The 12,113-nt window shown below is 50.5% G+C and carries 9 protein-coding genes and 1 riboswitch; all 9 genes read right to left on the reverse strand.

The window, feature by feature from the left end:
• Window positions 1-34: 34 nt before the first annotated feature.
• A complete protein-coding gene (locus tag ACTQ1O_RS00455) occupies window positions 35-2,452 on the reverse strand; it encodes an alpha-galactosidase (protein ID WP_441485640.1) in 2,418 nt (805 codons plus the stop codon).
• Window positions 2,453-2,638: 186 nt separating this feature from the next.
• On the reverse strand, window positions 2,639-4,009 hold the full coding sequence (locus tag ACTQ1O_RS00460) for a glycoside-pentoside-hexuronide (GPH):cation symporter (protein ID WP_441485641.1): 1,371 nt from the start codon (window positions 4,007-4,009) through the stop codon (window positions 2,639-2,641).
• A gap of 21 nt (window positions 4,010-4,030) precedes the next feature.
• Complete coding sequence (locus ACTQ1O_RS00465) at window positions 4,031-5,509, reverse strand: DUF6937 domain-containing protein (protein WP_441485642.1); 1,479 nt, start codon at window positions 5,507-5,509, stop codon at window positions 4,031-4,033.
• 15 nt (window positions 5,510-5,524) lie between these two features.
• Window positions 5,525-6,262 carry a TetR/AcrR family transcriptional regulator gene (locus ACTQ1O_RS00470; RefSeq protein ID WP_441485643.1) on the reverse strand — a complete coding sequence of 246 codons (738 nt, stop codon included), beginning with the start codon at window positions 6,260-6,262 and terminating at the stop codon, window positions 5,525-5,527.
• A 319-nt stretch (window positions 6,263-6,581) separates the two neighbouring features.
• A complete protein-coding gene (locus tag ACTQ1O_RS00475) occupies window positions 6,582-7,679 on the reverse strand; it encodes a LacI family DNA-binding transcriptional regulator (protein ID WP_441485644.1) in 1,098 nt (365 codons plus the stop codon).
• A gap of 274 nt (window positions 7,680-7,953) precedes the next feature.
• A complete protein-coding gene (locus ACTQ1O_RS00480) occupies window positions 7,954-8,760 on the reverse strand; it encodes an NAD-dependent protein deacylase (protein ID WP_441485645.1) in 807 nt (268 codons plus the stop codon).
• 203 nt (window positions 8,761-8,963) lie between these two features.
• Window positions 8,964-9,707: a PrsW family intramembrane metalloprotease gene (locus ACTQ1O_RS00485; protein ID WP_441485646.1), complete on the reverse strand. Its 744-nt coding sequence runs from the start codon at window positions 9,705-9,707 to the stop codon at window positions 8,964-8,966.
• A 162-nt stretch (window positions 9,708-9,869) separates the two neighbouring features.
• Window positions 9,870-10,142, reverse strand: coding sequence for a hypothetical protein (locus ACTQ1O_RS00490; protein WP_441474657.1), 273 nt, complete (start codon window positions 10,140-10,142; stop codon window positions 9,870-9,872).
• A 184-nt stretch (window positions 10,143-10,326) separates the two neighbouring features.
• Window positions 10,327-11,703: an alanine/glycine:cation symporter family protein gene (locus ACTQ1O_RS00495; protein ID WP_441485647.1), complete on the reverse strand. Its 1,377-nt coding sequence runs from the start codon at window positions 11,701-11,703 to the stop codon at window positions 10,327-10,329.
• A gap of 228 nt (window positions 11,704-11,931) precedes the next feature.
• Window positions 11,932-12,031, reverse strand: a riboswitch (glycine riboswitch).
• Between the last annotated feature and the right edge of the window lie 82 nt (window positions 12,032-12,113).

Here is a 12,113-nt window from a genome sequence, read left to right on the forward strand (position 1 = left end):
ATCTCGTTCTGCATATTCCTTCCGGTCTTTTCTATTACCTGGAAGTTTTTTCCTCTTCCATGAAATACATTCTGGAGTTAAAGTCCGCAAAATATCTTGTATTCTCGTTGTATCCGGTTCCGCAGTAGGCGCCCTGAAGCTTCACACCGGCCTTCATCAGCACGGCGCCGTTCGTCTCGATCTCCTCCTGCTCGCCGGGCATGGTGACAAATCGGGCGATCATGTTCTGAAGAACCGATCCCTGACGCACGTGCACCGGTGCCGCAGTATTGATCAGATCTCCGAAATCCCGGATATCATGGCGTTTCGCGATATTGTAGAAATGATACCGGCTTCCTTCGTTCAGTCCTCTCGCGCGATACATTTCAAACGGATGATTTGCCTCCGTCAGCTTCTGAAACATCATGCCGACGCCCCGTTTCCGGTCTGCAGAGACGACCGTCCACTCAACAATATTGTCAAACCGTCCGCGGTAAAAATCGCCGAACTGAAAGACTTCGCGCCATTCCTTATAAAGCGCGATCTGTTTCCGGATTTCATCCAGTTCCTTCTTCCCCAGGTCATTCAGGTTGAGCTCATATCCGAGTGTACCGAAGGCGGCGACGTTGAACCTGGTGTCAAGCGGAGTCTCGCGCAGTGTCTGATGATTCGGACTTGCGGAAACATGTGCAGTCATCACGGAAGCCGGATAGCCATAGCTGTAGCCCTGCTGAATCCTCGTCCGCATGACTGGATCCGTGTCGTCGCTCGCCCAGATCTGCGGGAAGTAACAGAGTGCGCCGAGATCAAACCGGCATCCTCCCGCGGCGCAACCCTCGAAGAGAATCTCCGGGAATTTCTCCGTGAGAGCCTTTGCCAGACGGTAAAATCCGCAGATATACCGGTGAGCGGTCTCTCCCTGACGCTCCGGAGGAAGAGCGGGTGAATAGACATCAGACATGATGCGGTTCATGTCCCACTTCACATAGGATATCTTGCCGGAAGAGAATACCTCACTCATCTTTGCAGTCAGATAATCGACCACCTCAGGATTCGCCAGATCAAGAATCATCTGATTTCTCCCCTCCGAATGCGGTTTTCCCGGTATCTGCATCGCCCAGTCCGGATGTGCCTCGTAGAGCCGGCTCCTGCGGCTGATCATCTCCGGCTCCACCCAGATTCCGAACCGAAGCCCGAGCTCCTCCATTTTTTCCGATATCTGCTTCAGGCCTCCCGGAAGCTTGGATCTGTTCACGTCCCAGTCTCCAAGAGAGCAGTCATCTCCGTTCCTTTCTCCAAACCAGCCGTCATCCATGACAAAAAGCTCGATTCCGACGTCCCTGCCAGCCTTTGCCAGACGAAGCAGACGGCTCTCATTGATCTTGAAATAGGATGCCTCCCAGCTGTTCAGAAGGACCGGTCTCGCCTTATGCTTCCAAACTCCGCGGCTGATATGCTCACGAACAAAATGATGCATGGAGAGACTCATGCCTGTATATCCCTCGTCCGAACAGGTCATCACCGCCTCAGGCGCCTCGAACTCATCTCCCGGTGAGAGGATGAACGAAAAATTCTGCGGATTGATTCCCGACACAAACCGGGTTTTTCCAAAGGAGTTTACTTCCGCCGCTTCATAATGATTGCCGCTGTAGATCAGATTCAGCCCGTAGCACAGCCCCGAGGATTCCGTCGTGTCCTCTCTGTGGAGCATCACGAACGGATTGCTGCGGTTTGAAGAAGAGCCGGCATTGGAAGAATTTACAATTTTTCCGGAGACAACCGGAACGTCCGACCGGTACATCTCCCTCGCCCAGGCGCCGTGAAAGGTGCTCATGATATATCCGCTGTCTTCAAAATCAAGCTGCATGCTCATCAGACGATTCAGGACCACTGCCTCATCGCTGTCGTTAACGAGCCGGCTCGACCTCGTAATGACATCGCAGTCTTCAAATACATAGTAGTGAAGCTCAAGACGCAGATCGTATGATGCATCCTTCAGCGTCAGAATCAAATGGGAATAGCGCTCTCCGCAGAAATTCTCCGTACACTTCTGTTCCAGTCCCTCGCGGCTTCCGAACAGTGAGCCGGGAAGAGTATGAAATTCCGGCTTTTCATCGGTAATCCTCGCCTCATCAAACAGAAAATCCGAGGTCACGCTTCCGTCGGCATGGGTTATCTCAAGAAAGGGTTCCCGGATATCTCCCTTTCCGAGAGAAGACATCTCCAGACGCAGATCCTCCAGCGTGAGATCCATGTGCTCCTGATCGTAGGAGATCATATTGCCCGCAGGAAATGCCCTTTTCTCTTCCAGACATTTTGCATCCTGCAGCAGCTCCTCATCTGTCTTTTCTGAAAAATCTCCCAGCGAGACGCCGTAATACAGATGCTCCAGGTGTCCGCTGGGAAGTACCTGAAAAATGTAAGTTGTCTTTGGTGTCCCGAGCATAAATACGTTCTTTATTTTTCTGATCATCAGCATTTCCTCTCATAAATCTACAGACAGGTGAAGGGTCTTTTATCTATTATTATCTATGATCTCAGCATATCCTTCAATGTAATTATGTTGCAAAACGATGTAAAAAAAGACCACCGCCGCACATTCTTATTCGTGCCGGCGGCAGCCCTTTTGTTCCGCTTTTCTGAACGAAACACAGCTATCTTAAATTTCCTGCTTCTGTTTGCGGAGCGTGCTCATCACCTCCGCCATTTTTTTGTCACTCAGCCTGTAGAAGCATCGGAATAACAGAAATGCAACGACTAGAAGAAGTGCCGACGGCACCGTCATCCACAGCCGGAGCCCGCCGAGGGTCGCTGCGCTCTGCGCGGCCGCCTCCGTGTCAAGACCGATCCACTCAATGGCAAGTCCTGAAATAAATGCCGCGATGCCCGACGCCAGCTTTACCGTGAAGGTCTGCATGGAGAAAATCACGGATTCCTCCCTTTTTCCATTTTTCGCCTCACCATAGTCTACCGCGTCAGACAGGAAAATAGTCAGCATCACATTCAGCACACCGTAAGAGGCGTAGACCAAAATACCAGGAACAAGCAGCACGATCCATGAACCTCTGTAGATCCCGCTGAACGCAAAGGCAAGTAATATCAGAAATCCGGCGATCTGAAGCACAATCGTGACGGAAAAGAGTTTCAGTTTTTCCATCTTTCTGCGGAAAACCGGAACAAGCATCATGAAAATCACCTGTGCGAGAAAACATCCTGCCGTGAATACGCTGTATACATCGGTGTTTCCAAGGTCAAACTGGAAGAAATACAGGATCAGGTTCCCCACAATATCGAGTGCCAGATAGACCAGTATTACCGCTGCCACGACACAGAGTGCCTGGTCATTGCGGAAGAGGGATCCGAACATTTCGCCGATCGAAGCGGATTTCATCTCCTCCGGTTTTTTCTCCGGAACATTTTTCACAAATACAATTTCCGATATCAGAAATACTGCCGCGATGATGAGCGCCCAGTAACGGAAGCCGATCCGGTATCCTGCCAGCGCCGTTGTTCCGGACAATACCGGAACCACGATCATCGTGAGAACGGTAGGAATCGCGTCTCCGATTCCCGAGCTTGATCTTGCAAGTGAAGAAAGCTGCTCTCTGTCCTTTCCCGGCTCGGTGATTGCCGGGATCATGGACCAGAAAGGAATATCCATCAGCGTGTATGTGACGCCCCATGCGAGGTAGATCAGCGTCAGCCAGATCTTCATGGAACCCGGCTTCATGCTGTCCGGCACTGCGAACAGCGCATAGACGGTCAGAGCATTCAGTACCGTTCCGGACAGAATCCAGGGACGGAAACGCCCCCATCTCGTTCTCGTCTTCGCAACAACAACTCCCATGATCGGATCGTTCAGCGCGTCAAAGATTCTGGCGCCCATCAGAACCGCTCCGATGAACGCACTGCTGATCCCGAGCACCACATTGTAATAATAGAGCAGATAGCTGTTTACCAGCATATACACGATATCCTTGCCAAAAGCGCCGAAGCAGAACGCCGCTTTATTTCGTATCGTCAGTTTCATTTCAACCCTCCCATTTCTTTTTCAAATTCCCCGCTTCAGATTCACAGCCGTTCTGACTGCCCGGTACGCGCCGTCATAGATCCCCGTCTTCTTATTCGCGATGATATTCGTGCACATATCCTTCAGAAGCACATCATCCTCCAGGAAAAGATCTGTCATCTGAAGAATATGCGGAAGATCCCGGCATTCGAGTGTTCCGTCTCCGATCTCCGCAGAGTGGATGGCGCCCCATTTTTCATGTCCCCCGATTCTGCGGATGAACAGCTTCGGCACCGGATAGAAGGAAAGCTCGCTCGGCTTGGTGACCAGAACATCACAGCTTCTCATCAGAAGGTTGGTACAGTACACCGCCTCAAAAATATTTTCATGCCAGAAAGCGTGGACACCCCCGATCGCATCATCCGAAAGAGCTGTCGACGCAAATTCCTCTGTTTCCTTCCAGTTGTTGAAATGTTCTTCCGAGACCTGCGCGAGCCCGCTCACTTCGCCACACAGCTCCTCCCATACATTCCGGTAGTCTCCGACATTGATGAAAAGCGCCGCCTTCTTCTTTCGGATCACCGGAAGCAGGTGCCGGATGATTCCGGCAAAAATCTCCTTCTGGGCGCCCGCTCCTCCGATTGTCAAAAGGAACCTCATCGGCCTGCCATCGTCCTTTCTGCGGATTCTTGCGGCGCAGTCCTCTTCAATATTCCGGACAAGCTCATCATCAACATAATGTCCGGTGTAGATCAGTGATTCCGGCGGCATGGGATGTAGCACCCGATTCCCGTCCATACCATTCAGAATCCGGTATCCCTGATATGCCTGATGCGTCTGTACCGTGTGAATACTGCCCTCCGCCAGATGAAGCGCCATGGGCCAGTTGTCCGGTATGGCGTTTACCACATATTTCATACCTGCGTGAACCGCTGCCTGTGCCGGCCACACATGCGTTCCAATCACCGGGATATCCTTCGGAACATTCCGGAACACTGCCGCCATAATCTCAGCGTTTTTCTGATCGGAGGCATTGTAGGAAAGCTTCCGAAAGCCCTCATAGTTCAGCGGCTCCCAGATGACCTTATTGAACAGCCTGCTCTTCTGGGACAGCCTGGAACCCATGGAATACAGGTCATTCTGCGCACGGATCACCTTTGTGCAGGCGGTCTGCGGATAGGAATTCAGATCCATCCAGTATGGCTTGTATCCCATCGCATGCGCGCAAGAAGCCATCGCCATAGAAATCCTGTAGTGTCCGAATCCCATCCGTATATTTCCGACGATGATTCCCTTTCCGGTGTCAAATTCCTCCTCTCCTGCAATATCGTCCTCCGGCAGACAGATGTCGCTCACGCCGAGCGACTCACCGATGTAACGATTTTTCCGGATAATGGTACGATAAGACGCATTTGCGTCATCTCCATACTTTCTGGCGTACCTTCTCCCGGAAGCTTCCGCTTTCCGATAGTCTCGCTCACGTATCCGGTTTCCAAATATTTCTCTTGATTTGTCTTCCATGACTGCCTCCTCCGATTACGGATCGCGGATCACAATTCCCTTTACCAGGATGTCCACAACCTCCTGCAGCGCCGCGTGATACGTCAACCCGTTCTCAATCAGAATATCTCTCTCGAAAAACTGCTCCAGTGTCGCCTCCATCATTGTCTGAAACACCGGTATGGAAAATCTCCGGATTCTCCCCTGCCGCATGCCCTCTTTCAAAAGCTCCACGGTCGATTCCCAACCGCTTTCCAGCCGTTCCTTCAGGTGACGGTAAACAGACGGGTACTTGTCACGCAGATCATATAGCTGACGGAAATCCACATTCTGATAACGATCCGGCATTACGCCCAGAATCCTTCTCACCCTCTCGACAATGTCCATCTCCCGGTTCTCATACACCTTCTGCTCATCTTCCTTGATCGAATCAAAGATGTAATCCACCATCTCATAAAGCAGATGCTTTTTGTCCGGAAAATAGACGTAAAGGGTTTTCTTGCTGCGATGCAGCTCCTTCGCGAGATCATCCATCGTAAACTTCATTCCCTTCCGGTTAAAAAGCCGCAGCGTCGCCTCCAGGATGTCTTCCCGGATATTCTGACCGGCACAGCGTTCTTCTGACCAAGCATCATCCGAAGCTGCAGCATCTGTACTCATCGGTTTCGTCTGCTCTGTCTGTTCTGTCTGTTCTGTCCGCTCTGTCTGTTCCGTCAGCTCTGTCTGTTCCGTCAGCTCTGTCCGCTCTGTCTGTTCCGTCTGAAAATCGATCACGTCCGGGACCTCCATATCTTCGACAAGATGTCGGAAACTAAATTATCTGTTTCAGTTTCCATGGGCTTATTTTACCACTTTACTTGCAAAAAAATAAGAAACTATTTATACAAAAATAGTTTCCTATATTTGTGCGAGTTGTATGCTCCCACAGATGCATTTATTTTGTTTAACGAGATAAAACACGCTGCGCGAGTTTTATCTCGTTATCGCGACGCTCGCCGCACACGAATACTTCGCATTCAGCTGCGGCTCACTGTTCGCGTAAATACCAGCAGACGCTCCTTCCTTACGACGGGGCGCCTGCTCATTCAGGGAATTAATTTCTGTTACGGATATCCCGGACGGTCTCGCCCACCAGAAGCCTTCCCCTTACTCCGATCTCCTCAATAATACTTGATTTGCGGTTAACCACCATCTCAATCAGCTTCTGGGCCGCAAGCCTTCCGATGCCCTCGGCATCCTGCCGGTATGTGGTGAGCGCCGGCTCCATGATCTGCCCGACGTCGATTCCATCGTAACCCACGGCGCTCACATCCTGCGGGATCCGGTATCCGAGCTCACGCAGCACTCTCCGTCCTCCAATATAAGAAAAATCGTCCGAAAACATGATGGCTGTCGGCTTATTCCTGCTGTTCATGATCTCCTTCACAATTTCATTGTTAAATTTCGGATCGTTGTATCTCCCGTCATGAACCGAGACTTCATCCTCGTCGATCCCGGACTCCTTCAGCGCCCGGTAAAAACCCGCCAGCCGTTTCTGTGTGACGAGCGTGTCTTCGCCGTGTATAAAGGCAATCTTTCTGTGCCCGTGCCCGATAAGATACTTCGTAAGCTCGTAACTGCCTTCTTCATTATCTGACATCACGCAGCTGTGATTCTTCACCTGATAATCAATAGTGATAAATGGGATCTCGCTTCTCACGAGCTGAATGATCCCCGGCGCATGGAAATTCACGTTCGCGATGAGAATTCCGTCACACTTCCGGTAGCGCACATGCTGAAGAAAGGAGTCCCCGACCATCTTCTGGCTGATGAACGTGATATCATAGCCCAGACGCTCCAGTTCCTTCTTTGCGCTGTTCAGAATCACTGAAAAAAAAGGATGCACGAGTCCGGACGATGTGTCATCCTCAAAAACCACACCGATATTATGAGAAATATTTGTCCGAAGCAAAATGGCAGAAGGATCCGGATGATAATCCATCTCCTCCGCGATTCTGCGGATTTTCCGGGATGTCTCCATGGAAACATCCTTGTAACCGTTCAGCGCCTTACTGACGGTAGCGACGGATACTCCGCACTTCTTTGCGATATCCCGGATCGTCACCGGCCGCTTCGTTGCCGCTTCATCCCTCTCTTCTGTAATATCGGCATTCCCCTGCTGTCCGTCTGATGAATGCGTTCTGTCTGCCATCTTCTGTACCTGTTCTTTCTAATCCTGTTCCGCTGAAACTGAAGTTTCAAGTGAATCCTGTGATTCACACCCATATACGTCTGCCGGGCTTCTTCCCATCCTATACCAGCTTTGCAGCGTCCCTGATGCTGTGTAATCACTTACACGATTGGTTTATTTTTTCTTTCACAACCTTATTATATAGAATATTTTGGAAAAAAACTACACGAATCAGAAATTTTTATCCGGTTTTTCATCTGTTCTCTATAAAGTCTGCCATAGACAGACGATATGATCAATTTCCGCAGTAACTCAGAACCTTTCCGATGCTGTCATGGAATACGAGATCCGCGTCCCCGTCGCGCACCGTCCTGTCTCGATTGATCAAAACGAGGTATCTGCCACTGAAGTAGTCCAGAAGCGAGGCTGCCGGATACACGCTCAGGGACGTGCCTCCCACAATCATCATGTCCGCCTCCCGGCAGGCACGCTCCGCATTTCTCCAGGCATCCTCCGGCAGCATTTCCCCGTACAGGGTTACATCTGGCCTCACAATTCCCGTACAGCCCGGCTCGGTGCATCTCGGGACCGGTTCCTTGCTTCGGAAGATGTAATCCGACGGGTATCGCTTATGACACCGGTCACAGTAATTTCGAAGTGTTGAACCGTGAATCTCATACACCTTCTTGCTTCCCGCCTTCTGATGAAGCCCGTCAATATTCTGCGTGATCACACAGTCAAGTTTCCCCTCCCGCTCCATCTCCGCCAGTTTTCTGTGCGCCGCATTCGGCTCGATCCCTTCGACATTCATCTTCTGCCTGTAAAATTCGTAAAAAACCTCCGGATGCTGATACAGACAATCGCAGCTCAGAAGGTATTCCGGTGTGTAGCTGTCAAATTTCACATCGTGCTGATTATACAGACCATCCTTGCTTCGGAAATCCGGAATTCCGCTCTCGGTCGACACGCCCGCACCACCGAAAAATACAATATGCCGGCTTGCGCGGATCATCTCATTGAGCGCGTCATACTTCTGCTCCTCACTAAGTCCCGACAGATAACGGACCCGGTCGGATCTTTTCTCATATTTATCGATATACATATCCACACCCCTTTCTGTAGTGTTAATGATTTTCCTGAGGCCTCAAAATCCGATGTCTCCGAAAACGCATTCTATCTGTAAAAGCGCATCCCGTCTGGGAAAATGCATCCTGTCTGGGAAAAAGCACCCTGTCTTGGAAAACGCATCCTGCCTGTGAAAATGCATCCTGTCTGTGAAACGCCGCGCAGTGAATCTGCCCGCTGTCAAAAAAATCTGCGATGATAATATACGTTCTCGTCACGGGACGATTCTCTGCGTACCAGCAGGAAACATACAAGATAAATAACAACAACGACGATACCGAACACAAGCGTCGAAGCTCCCGTTCCGAGCATCGCGCAGGTATCATAGATGCCATGAAGAAAAACAGCCAGCATGTACCCGGTCACGATGCACAGAACCTGACGGATATGATGCCCCTCCGCCTGCTGAATCTTCGCTCTGCCGTAAAAAATTCCAAACAGAACACCAAAGCTCATATGCCCCGGAATTGCCAGAACAGATCTCCCGACCAAAACACCCGGTCCATACCCCATTTCATAGATAATGTTCTCCATCGCGGCAAAACCCAGCGACGCAAAAACCGAATAGACAATTCCGTCAAATCTGTAGTTAAACGCCGGGTTTTTCCAGGTAACCGCCGCCATCAGGGCATATTTCGTGCCTTCTTCAACAACAGCGACAACCAGAAACGCCATGACCGCAGTGTACGCAAGTCCTGAAGGATTCAGAGGGGACCGGTCCAGAAAAAAGCTGCCGATTCTTTCCAGAAGCATCGACAGAAATGCCGCGGCAACGCCCATGAATATCAGACGTATCAGAAGCCCGACCGGTTCTTTCTCTACCCTGTCCTGCCGGTACACATAGATCAGGAGGATCAGAGCAGGCAGGACCGCGAGAAAAAGATACAAAAAGAAAACGTACATTGCCGGAAGAAGCAGAAACATAAAAAACCCCCTTTCAAATGGTATTTTCTATTATTATACCATCCGTCCGGGGGATTTCCATATTCAACTATTTGTGAGGTGTCCGCCCTTTTTACGGCACACAATCGAATAATATTTCACCCATAATCCTGTGGCATCGCTATAGGATCAGCTTATCGTCTCTCAGTAATGATACCCGTCGAGTGTTGTCGTGGTCTGTCTGTCATGATGCTCTGCGTTCTCAATCAGCAGATTCAGCTCAACTTCCGTGCCGATAAAATCCTGCACATCGCACTCATAGATGGAATTCTCTGTTCTCATCATGAAAAGGCCGTCATCGTAAGCCATGGAAATCACCGGTGAAGTATGAATAAACGTCCCGTCATCATACTTCCGGCTGCCGCTTACACTGCCAACCAGATCCTTCTGTATCATCTTCCAGCTTCTCAGTCTCATACATATTCCCCTTAAATCATACTCCCTGAATATCACCAAAAACTTTATGACATTATTCTACACCAATTTCATGACAAAAGTGTGAACCTCTTCGAAAATGCAGACAGGCTGCCTGCCGCGAAGCAAGTGAGGGACTGGATGCGATTCCAAGGGCAACAGATATGAGCACAGCGCTGAACTTTTCTTACAGATCTTTATGTGTGAGCATCGTTCCGTGTGCCATCTTCGCAACCGCCCCGGAAAGCGCAATCAGTGCGATCAGGTTCGGCAGCGCCATCAGCCCGTTAAACAAATCCGACAGATTCCACACCAGATCTACCTTCAGGACTGACCCGATCAGGATGAAGATAACGACAATGACAGCGAAGGGCTTCACAGCCTTTGATCCTACCATATATCTGACATTCTGCTGCGCGAAGAAGAACCAGCCGATGATCGTTGAAAACGCGAAGAAAAACAGACAAATTGCCACAAACTTCGAGCCGAACGCTCCGAATCCCGTACTGAACGCAGCCTGTGCAACCGGTGTACCGGTGATATCACCCGCGTACGGAATGGAATTGCCAAGAACACCGGATGAAAGAATAACCAGCGCGGTCATGGTAAGTACGACGAAGGTATCGATGAACACACCTACCATAGCGACTTCGCCCTGATCCTGAGGTTTATCAACCTGTGCCTGCGCATGCGCGTGAGGAGTGGAGCCCATACCTGCCTCATTGGAGAACAGTCCGCGGGCTACACCAAGCCTCAGCGCCTGACGAACTGTGATTCCGGCACCGGCTCCGACAACAGCCTGCGGTGTAAAGGCTCCGACAAAGATCGATCCGAGCGCCGGCAGCAGATTTCTGTGGTTGATAATCAGAACAATCAGGCCGCCGACAAGGTAAAGCGCCGCCATGATCGGAACAATCTTTTCCGTAAAGGACGCAATACGGCTGATTCCGCCGATAAAAATAAATCCAGCTATCACGGCGATGATAATACCCATGATCAGCTTGTTGGCACCGAAGGCAGTGTGAAATGCGTCGCTGATGGAGTTGGACTGCACCATATTGCCCATGATGCCGAGCGCAAGGATGATCATGATCGCGAAGAACGATGCGAGGAACTTTCCAAAACCGTTCTTGAATGCCTTGCGGATATAATAAACCGGACCTCCGATGATATTGCCCTGATCATCACGGGATCTCGTAACCTGAGCGAGGCAGGCCTCTCCGTAGATCGTTGCCATTCCGAAGAATGCCGCAAGCCACATCCAGAAAATTGCTCCGGGGCCGCCTCCGACAAGTGCCGTCGCACATCCGGCGATATTGCCCGTTCCGACCTGTGCCGCGATTGCTGTCGCAAGTGCCTGGAATGAACTCATGCCATCCTTCCCGGCCTTTTCGCCATGCAGAGAGAAGTTGCCAAAGACACGGTTCCATGCTCTACCAAAATGACGGACCTGAACAAATCTTGTCCGGAACGAGAAATAGATTCCCGTACCCACAAGCACGAACAGGAGGAGAAACCACACCTTATCATCAATAAGTGCCACAATACTGTTGAGAGCGTCCATTTCAAATCTCCTTTAAGATTAATCTCTTTACCTGCGTATCTGTATCAGAAATAAGGAGACTCCCGGGCAGCACTCATGGCGAAGAAAAAGCCCCAACCACCAGCCGGTACGACCGGCAACGTGAATTGGAGCACTTTTTGCTGAAAAAACTGCCTGGCTGCGGCTTTCATCATCCGATGTGCGGCGACGCACAGATGACGGTATCTGAAAATACAGCCCGGCCGGTTCATCAACAACTCTGTCCTTTTGCCTGAGAGATTCCATACCTGCTTTGCGCAGATACTTTGCACCTTCGGCACCCTTGAAGGGTTTCTCCAGAGTCCACTCCGTTTTTAGTCTTCGTCCACACGACACCTGAGAGTTTTACTCCTTCGGCAGGTCCTCCGGCACAGATTATACTGAAAGAATTC

Source organism: Bilifractor sp. LCP21S3_A7, from assembly GCF_052118825.1.
Taxonomy (GTDB): domain Bacteria; phylum Bacillota; class Clostridia; order Lachnospirales; family Lachnospiraceae; genus Bilifractor.

Coding starts and splice junctions, on each gene's coding strand:
- ACTQ1O_RS00455 (WP_441485640.1), bottom strand. CDS start 2,452: ATGATCAGAAAAATAAAGAACGTATTTATGCTCGGGACACCAAAGACA.
- ACTQ1O_RS00460 (WP_441485641.1), bottom strand. CDS start 4,009: ATGAAACTGACGATACGAAATAAAGCGGCGTTCTGCTTCGGCGCTTTT.
- ACTQ1O_RS00465 (WP_441485642.1), bottom strand. CDS start 5,509: ATGGAAGACAAATCAAGAGAAATATTTGGAAACCGGATACGTGAGCGA.
- ACTQ1O_RS00475 (WP_441485644.1), bottom strand. CDS start 7,679: ATGGCAGACAGAACGCATTCATCAGACGGACAGCAGGGGAATGCCGAT.
- ACTQ1O_RS00480 (WP_441485645.1), bottom strand. CDS start 8,760: ATGTATATCGATAAATATGAGAAAAGATCCGACCGGGTCCGTTATCTG.
- ACTQ1O_RS00485 (WP_441485646.1), bottom strand. CDS start 9,707: ATGTTTCTGCTTCTTCCGGCAATGTACGTTTTCTTTTTGTATCTTTTT.
- ACTQ1O_RS00490 (WP_441474657.1), bottom strand. CDS start 10,142: ATGAGACTGAGAAGCTGGAAGATGATACAGAAGGATCTGGTTGGCAGT.
- ACTQ1O_RS00495 (WP_441485647.1), bottom strand. CDS start 11,703: ATGGACGCTCTCAACAGTATTGTGGCACTTATTGATGATAAGGTGTGG.